The sequence below is a fragment of the Collinsella aerofaciens genome (assembly GCF_005845035.1).
Classification (GTDB): Bacteria; Actinomycetota; Coriobacteriia; order Coriobacteriales; family Coriobacteriaceae; genus Collinsella; species Collinsella aerofaciens_I.
Genome location: NZ_SPFO01000011.1, coordinates 1 through 15916, shown reverse-complemented (window position 1 = coordinate 15916; position 15916 = coordinate 1). Strand labels below are relative to the sequence as shown.

Sequence of the window (15916 nt, the reverse complement as noted above, 5' to 3'; positions counted from 1 at the left end):
GACGGAACGCGCAGCTATACGTTCCATACTTATGACCAAGGAGCCTCATGGGAGCCGTCCACGTTCGCACGCCTAAGAACTTTGTGCTCGAGGAGCGCCTGGAGCGCTACGCCGATGCGATTGAGACGAACCCCGAGGCCTATGTCGGAGATTGGCGCAAGGCCTGTGCGCCCGCAGGCAACAAGCCCTTCGAGCACCTTCACCTGGATCTTGGCTGTGGCAAGGGAACGTACCTTGTAGAGCGCGCGGCCCACGAGCCAAACACCCTCTTTATCGGTATGGACCAGGAGCCCATCTGTATCGCCTATGCCGCGCAGAAAATCTGCGAGCAGGAACTGACCAACGCACTCGTCCTGCCCCGAGGCGCCGCATCGCTGCCGCAGCTGTTTGCCACAGGCGAGCTCGATGCCATCACCATCAACTTTCCCACGCCGCAGCCCAAGGCCAAGTACGCCAAAAAACGACTCGTCCATGTCGACCATCTGATGCTCTATCGCCCGCTCTTTGCAGTTGGCGCCACCGTAACGCTGCGAACCGACAGCAAGCCATTGCGTGACTACGCCCTGGGGCAGTTTGCCGCGGCCGGTTACGACACGCTTTGGGTAAGTGACGACGTCCGCCGCGACCATCCCGAACATCCCGAGACCGAATATGAATGCCGCACGCGCGAGATGGGCGCCGCCGTCTATGGCATCTGCGCCACACCCGGCACGCAGCCCAGCGATGAACAGCTCGCGGCGGGCCGCGCGCAGGAGCAAAGCCTTGCGTGTTACCTGCCCGACAACCTCGATGAGCTCACCTATATACCTCTGGGCATGGAAGAAGCCGTCGAGAACTTTAGAAACCGTGCCCGCAAGGGCAAGAAGCGTCTACCGCAAGAGTCCTAGGGGCTTCTGATGGTCGCGGCGTTGGCAAACAAGCGCAAATAGGCGCCAGCGAACGGCCCTCAAACCTAAGTGAGTAGACTATTTTGCAATAGCCAAGCACAGCCCGCATAGCGAAACATAAAACCGCAGGTAGAACCCTTGCGCAAAAGCCATGTGCTCGCAATATCGCAAAAAGTCTACTCACTTAGCTAGCGACTACACTAAACGGCTGGGCAGAACGCCCATTTCCTGCATTTTCTCGCGCGCTGGCACCCCACGCCGCCGCTACGCCATAATAGTTGGCGGACAATCGCGAGAGAAAGCAACCACATGGCACAGACCACGACAGATACCGTCGCCGGCACCGTCTCCGGCGCCGGCGCCGCCAGTTCATTCTCGGGCGGCACGGGAACCGAAGCCGAGTTCGGCTCGCTCGGCGCGCTCTCCCCCACCTGGTGGGAGCCCGAGGATGGCAGTGAGCCCGAACCATGGCTCACGCCCGATCAGGCCTTCGAACGCTTCTTTGAATGGACGAGCGACCGTGGCATTGAGCTGTGGGATCACCAAGAAGAGGCCCTCATGGACCTGGCCGCCGGCGATCACGTCATTTTGGGCACGCCGACCGGATCGGGCAAGTCGCTCGTCGCGCTGGGCATGCTCTTTATGGGCATGGCACAGGGCAAGCGCTGCTACTACACGGCTCCTATCAAGGCTCTGGTCAGCGAAAAGTTCTTCGACCTGGTGCAGGTGCTCGGCCGCGATAACGTCGGCATGATCACCGGCGACACGCATATCAATACCAAGGCACCCGTCATCTGCTGCACGGCCGAAATCCTTGCCAACGATGCGCTACGCGAGGGCGAGGACGCCGATGTGGGCTGCGTAGCCATGGATGAGTTCCACTACTTTGCCGACCCCGACCGCGGCTGGGCATGGCAGGTGCCGCTGCTCACCCTGCCCCACACGCAGTTTATGCTCATGAGTGCCACGCTCGGCGATGTCACCGCCATCGCCGCCTCGCTCGAGGAGCACACCGGCGCTGCTTGCGACCTGGTTGTCGACGCCCCGCGCCCTGTTCCGCTGAGCTACGACTATGTGACGACCTCCCTCGAGGGCACCGTCGAGCTCGCCATGCGCCGCGGAGAGGCCCCACTCTACATCGTGCACTTTAGTCAGGACGCCGCGCTTGCCACGGCACAGTCGCTTGCCAACTTTGGCATCGCTAGCAAGGAGCAGCGCGAGGCCATTAAGGAAGCTGCCAAAGGCACGAGTTTCTCCACCGCCTTCGGCAAGATTCTCAAGCGCCTGCTCGGCTGCGGCGTCGGCGTGCACCACGCCGGTATGCTGCCGCGCTATCGCCTACTGGTTGAGCGCCTGGCGCAGCAGGGCCTGCTGCCCGTCATCTGCGGCACCGACACGCTCGGCGTCGGCATCAACGTGCCCATCCACACCGTGGTGCTCACCGCGCTCACCAAGTTCGACGGTTACAAGATGCGTCGTCTGCGCGCCCGCGAGTTCCACCAGATTGCCGGTCGCGCCGGCCGCTCGGGCTTTGACACCGAGGGTATGGTAATTGCCGAGGCGCCGGAGCACGAGATCGAAAACGCCAAGCTTGTGGCCAAAGCGGGCGACGACCCCAAAAAACTCCGTAAGATTAAAAAGAAAAAGGCCCCCGAGGGCTTTGTCACCTGGAACAAGCAGACCTTTGAGCGCCTGATCGAGACGCAGCCCGAGACGCTCAAGCCGCGCCTGCGCATCACGCACTCCATGGTGATTAGCGTGGTCGAGCAGGGCGGCGATGCCCGAACCCGCGTACACGACCTCATCGAGACGAGCCTGCAGACTCCCGAGGAAAAGGCTAAGCTCGAGGTTCGCGCCGACGAAATCTTCGCCACGCTCATCGATTCCGGCGTCGTCGTTCGCACCGAGGTGCCGCCCGCGCCCGACGCCCCGACTGACGCCGCGCCGGACATCGACTATGCGCTGACGGTCGATCTGCCCGAGGACTTCGCGCTCGATCAGCCGCTCTCGCCGTTTTTGCTTGCCGCGCTGGAGCTGCTCGACCCCGAGAGTGAGACCTATACCATGGATCTGATCTCGATGGTCGAGGCAACGCTCGAGGACCCCAAGCAGGTATTGCGCGCACAGGAGCGCGCCGCGCGCGACCGCGCGATGGCCGAAATGAAGGCTGACGGCGTCGACTATGAGGAGCGTCTGGAGCGCATTCAGGACGTCACCTACGAAAAGCCGCTCGAGGATTTGCTCGATGCCGCCTTTGACAAGTACTGCCAGGAAGTGCCTTGGGCAAACGACTACCAGCTCTCTCCCAAGAGTGTCCTGCGCGATATGCTGGAAAGCGCGAGCGATTTTAAGGGTTACATTCAAAAGCTCGGCATCGCCCGCTCCGAGGGCATTTTACTGCGCTACCTGGCAGAGGCCTACCGTTCACTCGACCGTACCGTGCCCATCGAGAAGCGCGACGAGCGCCTGCGCGACATTATCTCGTGGCTGGGCTTTGTGGTGCGCTCGGTGGACTCGAGCCTGGTGGACGAGTGGGAAAACGCCGGCAACCCGGCAGCCCTCGATGCTGCGCCGCCGCAGGGCATCGACGAGGTCGTGGCGGACCGTCGCGGCTGCACGCTATTGGTGCGCAACGCGCTCTTCCGCCGCGTGACCCTTGCCGCCCGCGAGCACGTTCGCGAGCTGGGCGAGCTCGACGACGACTGGGGCATGAGCGAGATCCGCTGGCAAAAAGCACTCGACGCTTACCACGAGCAGCACGAGGAAATCCTCACCGACGGAGATGCCCGCAGCGCCGCGATGTTTTCCATTGACGAGTCCGACGAGAAGACCGCGCACGTATGGCACGTGCACCAGATCTTTGCCGACGAGGATGGCGACCACGATTTTGGCATCATGGGCGATGTCGATCTGGACGCCACGCAAGACGGCGGCGAGGTCATCTTCAAAAACTACCGCGTCGGCTTTATCGAGGACCTGCTCGAGGACTAGCCGGGCACAATGGAACGAAACGAAGCGGGGCCGCTGGCAATATAGCCAGCGGCCCCGCTTTTGCGCTATACGCTATGCCTTACTCGGCACCCTCGACCTCATACGAATCCGCCTCGGCTGGCTCATCGTTTGTCTCTGTCGCAGCCCCGCGCGCCTCGTCAAACGCGGCCTTCATGGTCTTGTTGCCCCACGTGAGCTTGCGAATGGTAAGATCGTCCGCCTTCTTGTTGGCTAGGCGCAGATTGTTCTCGGAGGACAGCAACGCCTCCTTGGTTTTCTGCAGGTGGCTAATCGTCTTGTCGATCTCATCGATCGCCGTTTGGAACTTGCGGCTCGCGATCTCGTAGTTGCGGCCGAAATCATTCTTGAACTTCTCCATCTTGGCTTCGAAGTTCGTAACGTCGATATTCTGCTGTTTGTACTCCGCCAGCTCCTGCTTATAGCGAAGCGAACCCATGGCGGCGTTGCGAAGAAGCGTGATCATGGGAATAAAGAACTGCGGGCGAATCACGTACATCTTCTCGTAGCGATAGCTCACGTCCACGATTCCCGCGTTGTAAAGCTCGCTCTCGGGCTCGAGCAGCGTGCAGAGCACCGCGTACTCACAGCCTTTCTGGCGACGATCGTGATCGAGTTTCTTAAAGAAGTCCTCGTTTTTATGCTTGGTCGCGGTCTCGTCGTTCTCGTTTTTCATCTCGAACATAATCGAAATGACCTCGTTACCGCTTGCGTCGCACTCGCGGAAGATAAAGTCGCCCTTGGTGCCCTCGGACGCATCGTTATCCTTCTCGAAGTACGCGTTAGGAAACGCCGTCATGCGCAGACGGTTAAACTCGGTCTCGCAGTGCTGCTCGAGCGACTCACCCACCATCTTGGTGGACAGGCGGACCTTCATGTCCTTAAGGCGCTCGATCTCTTCATCCTTATAGCGAATCAGGTCATCGCTCGCACGCTTGGCCTGCGCAAGCTCGAGCTCGTGTGCCGCCTTGGCCTGTTCCTCGCGAGAATCGCGCACCGCCAGCTCGCTCGTCAGTTTGGCACGCGCCTCATCGCGCTCTCGCTCCGCCGCGGCAACCGCCTCCGACAGGTTCATTTTTGCCATCAGTTCCTGCTCGCGCAGCTGGGCACGCAGACCCTCGGCCTCTTGCTCGGACTGTGCCTTAGCGGCGGAAAACTTCTCTTGTACCGTCGCGCGATAGTCAGTAAGCGCGCGCTCGGCCTCGCTGCGAGCGGCATCGAGCTCGCGCTGCGACTCAGCCGCAGCGGCGGCAAGCGCCATCTCCTGGGCCTTGTCCGCCGCGGCAAGCTTGGCCTGCAGCTCGGCAATCTGAGCATCACGTGCAGCTAAATCGTTTTGAGCAGCGTTGCGCGCCGCCGACTCGGCAAGCTTTGCTTCGTCATCTTTGCGCCCAAGCTGCGCACGCAGGCTATCAATCTCACGCTGGAGTTCGGCATTCTCTTTTTGAGCATTGGCTCGTGCCTCAACCGCCGCGCGCTGGCTTGCACTCTCGCGCTCTGCGGCAGCGCCCTCGAGCTTAGCGCGCAGCTCGGCAAGCTCAGCATCGCGCTTGGCAACCTCTTGCGCCAGTTTCTGATCCGCAGTGTTCTTCTGCTCGACAAGCTGAGCGTCGCGTTGAGACTCCGCCTCCTGCAGGGCAGACGCCGAACGCGAACGCTCAAGCTCCAGCGCCTGCTCGCCCTCGCGTCGAGCCGCCGCTACGCGCTCATCAAGATCGCGCGAGAACTCGGCATCGCGCACTTGCTTGACGATATCCGCATAGCCGGACGCATCGACCTTAAAAACTTCGCCGCAATGCGGGCACTTGATCTCGTTCATAGCAGCTCCTCGATGGACGCAAATTTCAACCGCCTACACTCTACCGCGCCACGCGGACAAAAAAGGCGCCGCCGCCATAATGGCAACGGCGCCAGAACCACCACAAAGGTGCCTGTCCCCTTTGTGGTGGTTCGAGCATTACAGTCCAAAGAAGCCCAGGATTTGATCGCGGCTTACGGGTCTGTAGTCGTTGGCATCAAGGCCAACGTCATAGCGCAGGATCGGGCGCTCGCGATCGCGGTTGCGTGCGTTGGTGCGGTCACCCCTGCTGTGGATATGCCCATGCAGCATAATGGCGCCACGTGCCTTGCCGTTCCAGCTGAGCATGGGGTAGTGGCTCATAACCAGACGATGGCCCTTGGCATAGCCGGGAGCAATCTCCAGGTAATCGCGCACGTCTTCCCAAATTTGCGGGGCGTCGGAATCTTCCCAGTCGCCGTCATGGTTACCGCGGATGAGCGTCGCATTCTTGCATTCGATACGCTCGCGCAGGCGCACCGCCTCCGCCATGGGCAAGCGATACGTAAAGTCTCCCAGGATATAGAGGCGGTCGTCCGCAGCCACGCACTCATTGATGGCATCGATGACCTTGCGGTTCATCTCCTCGACCGAATCAAACGGTCGATCCATGTCGTGCAAGATATTCGTATCGCCCAGGTGCAGGTCGGCGGTAAACCACATCATCGTCTATGCCCTCATTTCGCAATGCATCCAACTCGTGCTAAGTATACAGACGTAGCGATGCGGCGGTTATCCAAAGAGCCCGCCGAACAGTCCGCGGCGGCGCTTGTCTTGCTTTTTCGAAGCGTCACCCTGAGTTTTCTTGTCCTGCCGCATCTTACGGTCCTGTTCCAGCTCATCGTCATCGAGTAGCACATCCCACTCAAACGGATCATCTGCCAGATCAAACAGGTCATCGTCATCAAACATGGCAGCCTCCATTGCCGACTAGCGAGCATCCACCACGTAGAGCCCAACGCGCACCTGATGCCACGGGCTGCGCTCGGGGGCAACCTGTTGCACACGGGCCTCAAATACGTCCTCGTGGCCGTAATACATCATCAAGGACAGTGGGCCGACCTCGTTTCCCGGAACGTAGCCAAGTTTGGTCTTGCCATAGTAGATCGCAACTGCCTCGGGGTCATGGGGATTATCGCGCTCGGCACACAGCGTCAGTTTATCGCCCGCTTTAAGATCGCCTAGGACCAAAGCGCCATCGGCATACTGAAATCCTGCAATGTGAAATGACAGAAGAACACGCGAAGGCTCGTACATAGCAGCTCCTCTAACGGCCGGATAAACCGGTGTGTAACCTTATTGAGAAGTCTACGGTCCCGTGCGGACACAAATACATCCTGTCTGCGTCCTTCAATCGTTTGCCTCAACGCTTGCGCGACAGAACGCTTGCAGATAAGATAGGAACACGGATGGCACCCGTTGCCGCGGGTCTTGCCAACTCCGATACACGTTTTCATCGTGAGAAGTGGCCGTCTTCGCTTACGCGGGGGCGGCTATTTCATTCGGCCGATAAACAGACCGAGTTCGATAGCCGCAATCAACAACGCCAATAACGAAATAACATCGCTTACGTTCATACCAAATCCCTTCTAAAGGGAGTTGGCCCATCCGTGCTCCATAACAGTAGTCTAACGCAAAATGCAGGTAATAGGAACACTTGTTCGTATTACCTGCGCCCTTTTCTAATGCACAAACATGCGCACGAACTTGTGCTTCCAGCTTGCGTAAGGAGCATAGCGGAATGGCACGTCCAGCCACGTTGCCTTGTTCACGATGCTCTTCTTGTGGCTAAACGTATCGAAGCTCTCGCGTCCATGGTACCGCCCCATACCGCTCGCACCCATGCCACCAAAGCCCATATGGCTCGTAGCCAAGTGCATAATCGTGTCGTTGACGCAGCCGCCGCCAAAGGGCACGTAACGCACAAAGCGCTGCTGAACTGCGCGATCCTGGCTAAAGATATACAGAGCCAGCGGCGTCGGACGATCCGTAATAAACGTCTCGGCCTCGTCTAGGCTCTCAAACGTCAGCACCGGCAAGATGGGGCCGAAAATCTCCTCCTGCATCACGGCGTCATCGGGGGTCACGCCGTCCAAAATCGTCGGCTCAATCTTGAGCGATGACTCGCGCGCCGTGCCTCCAAGCACAACCTTATCGGGATCGATCAGCCCACGCACGCGCGCAAAATGCTTGGCGTTGACGATATGCCCATAATCCTCGTTATCGAGCGGATGCTCGCCAAACATACGGCGGGCCTCTTCCCTGATGAGGTCCAGCAGCTCGTCGTGCACGCGCGTATCGACCAGCAGGTAGTCGGGCGCCACGCAGGTCTGCCCTACGTTGAGCCATTTGCCAAAGGCGATACGCCGTGCCGCGACCTTCAAGTTTGCCGTCGCATCCACGATGCAGGGGCTCTTGCCGCCCAGCTCAAGCGTCACGGGCGTGAGGTTTTTACTCGCGCGCTCCATGACGAGCTTGCCGACCGGAACGCTACCGGTAAAGAAGATCTTGTCCCAGCACTCATCGAGCAACGCTTCGTTCTCGGCGCGCCCGCCCTCGACAACCGTCACCAGGCGCGGATCAAATGCCTCTTCACAGATTTGCTTGAGCACCGCGCTCGATGCCGGAGCATAGGCACTCGGCTTGATGACCACGGTATTGCCCGCGGCAAGGGCGCCGGCGAGCGGCTCGAGTGTTAGCAAAAACGGGTAGTTCCACGGAGCCATGATGAGCGTGACGCCATAGGGCACGGCTCGCGTTTTGCACGCGCTCACGGCGTTGGCAAGGTCACACGGACGCAGGCGCGGACGACTCCATCGAGCCACGTGAGCGATCTGATGACGAATCTCGGAAAGCGACGTGCCGATCTCGCACATATATGCCTCGTCATGCGACTTTCCCAAATCGGTCTTGAGTGCATGGGCAATATCGGCCTCGTGCGCCCGTACCGCATCGCGTAAACTCACGAGCGCGCGACGTCGGGCATCAACATCAAACGTAGCGTGCGTTTTAAATTAAGTGCGCTGATCGCCGACGATGCGCGCAATTTCCTCGGTGTTCATGGCACCCTCCTAGTTCTCGTCCTCAAACATACCACCCGCGACGACCTCGTACATACGCTCGAGCTCCAAGCGGTCCATCAAAAGCGGAACGGGGTACAGCGGATTGGCCTCGGCATCGGCATGCGCCGCCATCTCGGGAATGTCGGAGCGGCGAATGCCCGAGACATATTTGGGGATTCCCAGGATCTCGTTCATGCGGTCGACCCAATCGATAAAGGCCTCGGCCGCAAGACTATCCTGCGCGGTAGCCGGCGCAATGCCCGCCATGCGAGCAAGATCGGCAAGCTTGGGGGCGGCGGCGTCACCATAAGCGCGAAGCATGTGCGGCAGGATGATCGCGTTGGCCAAACCGTGCGGAATTCCGTATCGGCCGCCCAGACTGTGCGCGATGGCATGCACATATCCGACATAGGAGCGGGTAAACGCAACGCCCGCCTTATACGCCGCCGAAAGCATATTGCGACGAGCGCGCATGTCGTCACCATGCTCATAGGCCTCGAGCAAATTGTCGTGGATAAGCTGCACCGCCTGTCGCGCCATCTTGCGCGTATAGGGCGTGGTGCTTCGCCCGATAAAGGCCTCAACGGCATGCGTCAGGGCGTCCATGCCCGTCTGCCCCGTAATGGAAGCGGGCAAGCCGCACGTAAACTCGGGGTCGTGGACTGCAAAACGCGGGATGAGCACAAAGTCGTTAATGGGGTATTTGTAGTGCGTCCCGTCATCGGTAATTACCGCCGCAAGCGTGACTTCGCTTCCCGTACCGGCGGTAGTGGGAACGGCGATGAGCAGCGGCAGGCGACGATGAATCCGCAGCAGGCCGCGCATCTTGTTGATGGGCTTGTTTGGCTGCGCAATGCGTGCGCCCACGCCCTTGGCACAGTCCATGGCCGAGCCACCGCCAAAGCCGATAATGGCCTGGCAGGCGCTCTCTCGATACAGGGACGCCGCTTCTTCCACGTTTGAAACCGTGGGGTTTGCACGCGTTTCGGCATAGACCGTAACGCCAATCCCCCTGCATGCGAGCGCCGTCTCGAGCGGTGCCGTGAGCCCCAGACGGGCAATGCCGGGATCCGTCACGATAAGGACCTTCTGGATCGAGCGCTTTTGAAGCACCGCGGGCACATCCTCGGCATGCTCTAAAATGCGCGGCTCGGTATAGGGCAGGATCGGCAATGCAATGCGAAAAACCGTCTGATATGTTCGGCACCAGGCACGACGGGCTAGATGCATAAAGGAAACTCCTTCATTTGTTGATAGGTCAACATTTGCTCGCCCGATTGTACTCAGCGGCGGTCAAAGACGGCCTGCCAATCGTTAATCAATCAACATCTTCATATCTCAAAATTGTTTTATTAAAAATCATTCCTAATAGGCTTCACATTTGGTTGCATTTATGGATAATAGAACTCGTCAAGACGCACGTCCGGAGAGGGCCCTTACGGGACCGGACGAGCGCACAATCGCCATCGATCGAAAGGATCGAATCATGAAGTTTGTTTGCCCCGTTTGCGGTTATGTGGAAGAGTTCGACGGCGACCAGCTGCCCGAGGACTTCAAGTGCCCCCAGTGCGGCGTTCCCGGTTCTCGCTTCCTGAAGCAGGAGGAGGGTCAGCTCGAGTGGGCTGCCGAGCACGTCGTGGGCGTCGCCAAGATGGAGGGCGTCTCCGAGGACATCGTTGCCGACCTGCGCGCCAACTTTGAGGGCGAGTGCTCCGAGGTCGGTATGTACCTGGCCATGGCGCGCGTCGCTCATCGCGAGGGCTATCCCGAGATCGGCCTGTACTGGGAGAAGGCTGCCCACGAGGAGGCCGAGCACGCTGCCAAGTTCGCTGAGCTCCTGGGCGAGGTCGTAACCGACTCCACCAAGAAGAACCTCGAGATGCGCGTTGAGGCCGAGAACGGCGCCACCGCCGGCAAGACCGATCTTGCTAAGCGCGCCAAGGCCGCTGGCCTCGATGCCATCCACGACACCGTGCACGAGATGGCTCGCGACGAGGCTCGCCACGGCAAGGCTTTCGCCGGCCTGCTCAAGCGCTACTTCGGCTAAGCCAGCAACCTGAGACATAACCTCTAGCTCGATGAGGCCCGGACCGCATGGTTCGGGCCTTTTTCGTGCCTCACAAACTTGTTAACTACCTGAAATAGGACCGCCTTCGGCATCGGCTTCTCGTCAAAAACTAAGTGAGTAGACTTTTTGGAACTTGCCGAGCAGACCATCCATATCACTTTATAAAGCCGCAGGTAAATGCCTTGTTGCAAAACGACCTAGTCGCCAAAGTGCCAAAAGTCTACTCACTTAGATTCGCAGCCGTCCACGATCGAGCCATTTTGTGTCTAACGGGCATCTTTCCGTCGATTACTCCCAATTTTGTCCAGTCAACGAATAGTTCAGACCTGAGTAATGTCTCAGCCCTTTGCTCATCTGAGCTTTTATCACGATATTCAGCATCGAGCATCCTGCATACGGCCTTAACGATCGCGCGGAATCTATCCTCATCCGATATCTGTCTGTGTGTCAGGAGAAGCACATCGTAGCCCATGGCCTGAAGGGCCGTCATGCGGTCAGCGTCACGCAAGCCATCCCCTGCGCGTCCGTGCGAGGCCTTTCCCTGACATTCAATGGCCACCTGTCGCCTACCGTCCGGTGAAGAAAGAAGTAGGTCGATATATATACGGGACTTTCCCACAATCGCTCGAGCACTTGTGCCTAGCATCACTTCAACATTAAGCTCTATGTCGCAAAAACCTTCGCCTCCCAGGGATCGCGGCAGTGCAAGTAGCAAATACGCCTCGACCTCAAAAGGCGACGCGGCACCCAATGGAACGAGTTGCGATACCGCCATAAATCTATTGCCGTAACGCATCCCGCAAACATCTGAACAAAAACGGTCAAGGTCTCCGCCCAAAACCAAAGCGTCTCGACGCCATAAATTTGAGGCGGTGCCGTCCTCGGACGGGCAGCGCACCCAACCGAACGTTGTCGAAATCGCGCCCGAATCAATTGCACGCGAAAGCTCCGCCTCAAGTGCCGCCGGCAGAGCGCACACCGCAAACAAGCCACACATCTCCGCCAATACCAAAAGAAGCTGGAGATCCGTCAGGTGCCGCGACATGATGAATGCCGTCAGTAGAGGAGACGTAATCAAAAACCCATGCTCCGTTTCCAGCACGGATTCCCTGGGAAGCTCACCAAGAAACAGCCGCTGCCTAATGCTGGCTGGACAAGTCCGTTTGTTTCTCGTCCGAACCAATGTATACAACGGAAAACCGAGCGCGACCGCAGCCGTCGGGTTGCGGGCGAGATCATATCGCTGCCGGTCTTCTTCCGGTCGTGGAAGCGGCGGACACAAAGCGCGGACTTGAGGAGGCAAACGCCAGTACCTAAAAGCCGATATGTCACAAAGTAAATCCTTCATAGGCACAGGAAAACACGAATTTCAACCCAGTCAGTCACGCATTGGCGCGAACGCACCAAAAATGGCGCCGAACGGACTGCCAAGTTTTCAACAGCACTCCCCAACTGGCCAAAAGCTTGCCGAGAGCTGGACGAAGCCCTGTTGAAAACCCCATTTTTTCTCATGCAGGAGCTTTGCGCGGCAAGTGAGTAGACTTTTTTGAACATCCCGAGCAGGCCGGTCATCCTGCTTTTCAAAACCGCAGGTAAATAGCTTGCTACAAAACTGCCTGGTCGCCAAAGTGCTAAAAGTCTACTCACTTAGGTTGCAGAGTGCCCCCCATTAGCTGCAATTCCAAGGTTGTTAGTACTTTTGGACTCAGATCGTCATACTGAACAAGAATTTGAGTTGTGTTTTCAGGGACAGATGCGCCATCGGCACACCAAAAACAGTCACCGATATCGATAAAAGGGATGCTCGAGCGCGTGAGGGCCCATGCAAAAGTGCTTCCGCCCGTTCCACGCTCCGCAACCACGATACAGTAAAGGCCCGCGTCTGCATGCTCGATCGAGACCTCTCCTGCCGGAAATACCTTCCGCACAAGCGCCATCAGGCCATCACGCGCCTCGCGAGCACGAACGCGCACGCGGTTCACATGTCGCTCGTAATCACCCGATTCCAGCAAACGCGCCAAAGCGACCTGGTCAACAGAGCTCACCGACGAGGCGTAGAAACCAAGGTTGTGCCTAAACCGCTCCATTAACTCATCGGGCAACACCATGTACGCCAAACGCAACGCCGATGAAAGGCTCTTCGAAAACGTGTTGGTGTAGATAACCGACTGGGCGGCATCGATCGACGCGAGCGCGGGAATCGGCTTGCCAGCAAGGCGAAACTCACAATCAAAGTCATCTTCGATGAGATACCGACCTGGTCGCTCGGCGGCCCAGCTCAGAAGCGCATAGCGACGCGCAATGCTCGTCACAAGGCCGGTCGGATACTGATGGGACGGCATCAGGTGAAGGACATCGGTCCCGCTTTTCTGCAGAGTGCTCAAGTCCACGCCCTCATCATCCAACGGGATATGTCGAACTTGGCAGCCCATAGCCTGATAGATACGCGTCAGACGCAAATAGCCCGGATCCTCAACCGCATACACCTTGTCCGCGCCAAGCAACTGAACCAACATGGTATCGAGCAGCTGGGCGCCCGCACCGATAACGATGTTGTTGGGGTCGACATTCATACCCCTTGTCCCGTGCAGATGGTGAGCAATTGCGCGTCGCAGCCGAGCAGTGCCCTGCGCCGGTGCGGGCGAAAAGATTTCGCGCTCGTCTTCGGATGCCAGCGTCGCCCGTAGCGCGCTTTGCCAAAGCCGCGCCGCCTCCAAAGCAGAAGGAGAAAGCGCATCGAATCGCTCGACCTGTCCGTTGACATCATGCACGCTGGGGCCCACAGAGACGACATCTCGGTCGATGCCCTCCGCAGCCGAAGCCAAAACCGGTGCATCCGGAAGCTCGCAAGCGTAGTAGCCACGACGCGGCATTGAGCAAATATAGCCCTCAGCGAGTAACTGGCTATATGCATTCTCGATGGTAATGACACTGATTCCCAGATGACGGGCAAAGGCGCGCTTAGACGGAAGATGCTCCCCCGCCACAATACGTCCAGCAACAATATCATCTCGGATTTGCTGGTAAACATACTCATAAAGCGATGCCTCGCCACGTTTTTCCAAATTGTAGTCAAGCATGAGTTTGCCACCTGACCTTATCGAGCTGTTCAATCTGGTATTAAGCTGACCTTATTATTATCTCGAAAACTGAGTATTTCGCCATACCCAGCTCCCCGATAGGATGTTCCGTCAAGCAATGCACATGCCAACCAAGGGAGCAACCATGGCAGAACAGACCAGCAAGGCCGATCGCGTCAAACTCAATCGCGAACTCGCGCAGATGCTCAAGGGCGGCGTCATCATGGACGTCACCACACCCGAGCAGGCGCGCATCGCCGAGGAGGCGGGCGCCTGCGCCGTCATGGCACTCGAGCGCATTCCGGCCGACATCCGCGCCGCAGGCGGCGTCTCGCGCATGAGCGACCCCAAGATGATCAAGGGCATCCAAGAGGCCGTCTCCATCCCTGTTATGGCCAAGTGCCGCATCGGTCACATCGTCGAGGCGCAGGTCCTTCAGGCCATCGAGATCGACTACATCGATGAGTCCGAGGTTCTCTCCCCTGCCGATGACGTCTATCACATCGACAAGACCCAGTTTGACGTGCCGTTTGTCTGCGGCGCCCGCGATCTGGGCGAGGCGCTGCGCCGTGTTGCCGAGGGCGCCACGATGATTCGCACCAAGGGTGAGCCGGGTAAGGGCGACGTCGTTCAGGCCGTGCGTCACATGCGCAAAATCCAAAAGCAGATCCGCGACGTTGTTGCCCTGCGCGACGACGAGCTCTTTGAGGCAGCCAAGCAACTGCAGGTTCCGGTCGAGCTGGTGCGCGAGGTCCATGCCACGGGTAAGCTTCCCGTCGTGAACTTTGCCGCCGGCGGCGTAGCGACCCCCGCCGACGCCGCGCTGATGATGCAGCTGGGCGCCGAAGGCGTCTTTGTCGGCTCGGGCATCTTTAAGAGCGGCGACCCCGCCAAGCGCGCAGCCGCCATCGTCAAGGCCGTGGCAAACTTCACCGATGCCAAACTCATTGCCGAGCTTTCGGAGGACCTGGGCGAGGCCATGGTGGGCATCAACGCCGACGAGATCGAGATTATCATGGAAGAGCGCGGGCGCTAGTCCAGCAGAAAGGATCGCACATGAGCGATTATGCAGACCAAACGGTCGCCGTGCTGGCGGTCCAAGGCGCTTTTGCCGAGCACGAGACAAGACTAGCCGAGCTTGGCGCACACTGTATTGAGCTGAGGCAGGCGCCTGATTTAAAGCAGGACTTTGACCGTCTGGTACTTCCCGGCGGCGAGTCTACCGTTCAAGGGAAGCTGCTTGATGAGTTGGGCATGCTCGAGGAGCTTCGTGCCCGCATCTCTGAAGGCATACCCGTCCTGGGCACCTGTGCCGGCCTAATTCTGCTGGCTCACGACCTTGCCGCCCATGACGATAAGGGCACGCCGCGTTTGGCAACCATGGATGTACTTGTCGAGCGCAATGCCTACGGCAGGCAGCTCGGCAGCTTTCGAACCAAGGGGCAGCTAGCCGGCATCGACGGTGAAGTGCCACTGACGTTTATCCGCGCGCCCCGCATCGTCGAGGTCCACGGCGACGCCAAGGCCTTAGCGAAAGTCGACGGCCGTATCGTCGCCGCCCGTCAGGGCAGCCAGCTCGGCGTAACCTTCCACCCCGAGCTCGACGACGACACGCGCCTCCACGAGCTCTTCCTCCAAATGTAGGCATCGAAATCATCAAACGAAACGAGAGTGGACAATCTCCCACCTTGAGCATGAATATGGGCTCAAACCGGGAGATTATCCACTCTCATGCTATGTAGTCGTTGGGGACGTTCTTAAACGACTAGTCAAACAAGAACGTCCCCAACGACTACATTGCGATAGACGACCACGTTTGCCCAGATAAAACCGACCAAAATAAACCCGTCCCTTTTTGGCAGGCGTTGATCAAGGCAACGCCGATGCTTTGGCACCGACAGACACTATGACCCAATCCGAGGGCACTAAAAAGATAGGAGCCCCCGCTCGTGACCGCGGGTCGGGGCTGCGAC

Annotated in this window: 12 protein-coding genes and 1 pseudogene; 5 read left to right on the top strand and 8 right to left on the bottom strand. The window is 58.8% G+C overall.

Annotation, left to right across the window (positions count from 1 at the left end):
- Positions 1-47 precede the first annotated feature (47 nt).
- Both trmB and FGQ67_RS06310 read left to right on the top strand, forming a co-directional pair.
- Positions 48-887 (top strand): tRNA (guanine(46)-N(7))-methyltransferase TrmB, encoded by an 840-nt coding sequence (gene trmB / locus FGQ67_RS06315; RefSeq protein ID WP_138340681.1) that lies wholly within the window; start codon positions 48-50, stop codon positions 885-887.
- A 309-nt stretch (positions 888-1196) separates the two neighbouring features.
- On the top strand, positions 1197-3878 hold the full coding sequence (locus tag FGQ67_RS06310; RefSeq protein WP_138340679.1) for a DEAD/DEAH box helicase: 2682 nt from the start codon (positions 1197-1199) through the stop codon (positions 3876-3878).
- 79 nt (positions 3879-3957) lie between these two features.
- Here the strand turns inward: FGQ67_RS06310 and FGQ67_RS06305 are convergent, their stop codons facing one another.
- The 6 genes and pseudogenes from FGQ67_RS06305 to FGQ67_RS06280 form a co-directional block, all read right to left on the bottom strand.
- Complete coding sequence (locus FGQ67_RS06305; protein WP_138340677.1) at positions 3958-5715, bottom strand: DUF2130 domain-containing protein; 1758 nt, start codon at positions 5713-5715, stop codon at positions 3958-3960.
- A 138-nt stretch (positions 5716-5853) separates the two neighbouring features.
- Complete coding sequence (locus tag FGQ67_RS06300) at positions 5854-6399, bottom strand: metallophosphoesterase (protein WP_138340675.1); 546 nt, start codon at positions 6397-6399, stop codon at positions 5854-5856.
- A 66-nt stretch (positions 6400-6465) separates the two neighbouring features.
- Positions 6466-6645 (bottom strand): hypothetical protein, encoded by a 180-nt coding sequence (locus tag FGQ67_RS06295; protein WP_035137042.1) that lies wholly within the window; start codon positions 6643-6645, stop codon positions 6466-6468.
- A gap of 18 nt (positions 6646-6663) precedes the next feature.
- Positions 6664-6990: an HIRAN domain-containing protein gene (locus tag FGQ67_RS06290; RefSeq protein WP_035137041.1), complete on the bottom strand. Its 327-nt coding sequence runs from the start codon at positions 6988-6990 to the stop codon at positions 6664-6666.
- 425 nt (positions 6991-7415) lie between these two features.
- Positions 7416-8732, bottom strand: a pseudogene (locus FGQ67_RS06285) (aldehyde dehydrogenase); the annotation flags it as partial.
- Between the two features lie 72 nt (positions 8733-8804).
- The gene (locus FGQ67_RS06280) at positions 8805-10025 is read right to left on the bottom strand and encodes an iron-containing alcohol dehydrogenase (RefSeq protein WP_117769822.1); all 1221 of its coding nucleotides are present in this window, start codon (positions 10023-10025) and stop codon (positions 8805-8807) included.
- A gap of 256 nt (positions 10026-10281) precedes the next feature.
- Between FGQ67_RS06280 and FGQ67_RS06275 the strand changes: the two genes are divergently transcribed.
- Positions 10282-10842 (top strand): ferritin family protein, encoded by a 561-nt coding sequence (locus FGQ67_RS06275; protein ID WP_022094328.1) that lies wholly within the window; start codon positions 10282-10284, stop codon positions 10840-10842.
- Between the two features lie 241 nt (positions 10843-11083).
- On the opposite strand, the gene FGQ67_RS06270 is transcribed toward FGQ67_RS06275, so the two are convergent.
- The gene (locus FGQ67_RS06270) at positions 11084-11965 is read right to left on the bottom strand and encodes a hypothetical protein (protein ID WP_171025226.1); all 882 of its coding nucleotides are present in this window, start codon (positions 11963-11965) and stop codon (positions 11084-11086) included.
- A gap of 541 nt (positions 11966-12506) precedes the next feature.
- Entirely contained in the window at positions 12507-13943 is a 1437-nt protein-coding gene (gene pdxR, locus FGQ67_RS06265; protein ID WP_138340671.1) for a MocR-like pyridoxine biosynthesis transcription factor PdxR, read from the bottom strand.
- A 145-nt stretch (positions 13944-14088) separates the two neighbouring features.
- Between pdxR and pdxS the strand changes: the two genes are divergently transcribed.
- Complete coding sequence (pdxS, locus tag FGQ67_RS06260; RefSeq protein WP_138340669.1) at positions 14089-14979, top strand: pyridoxal 5'-phosphate synthase lyase subunit PdxS; 891 nt, start codon at positions 14089-14091, stop codon at positions 14977-14979.
- 20 nt (positions 14980-14999) lie between these two features.
- On the top strand, positions 15000-15587 hold the full coding sequence (pdxT, locus tag FGQ67_RS06255; RefSeq protein WP_138340667.1) for a pyridoxal 5'-phosphate synthase glutaminase subunit PdxT: 588 nt from the start codon (positions 15000-15002) through the stop codon (positions 15585-15587).
- Positions 15588-15916: the final 329 nt, after the last annotated feature.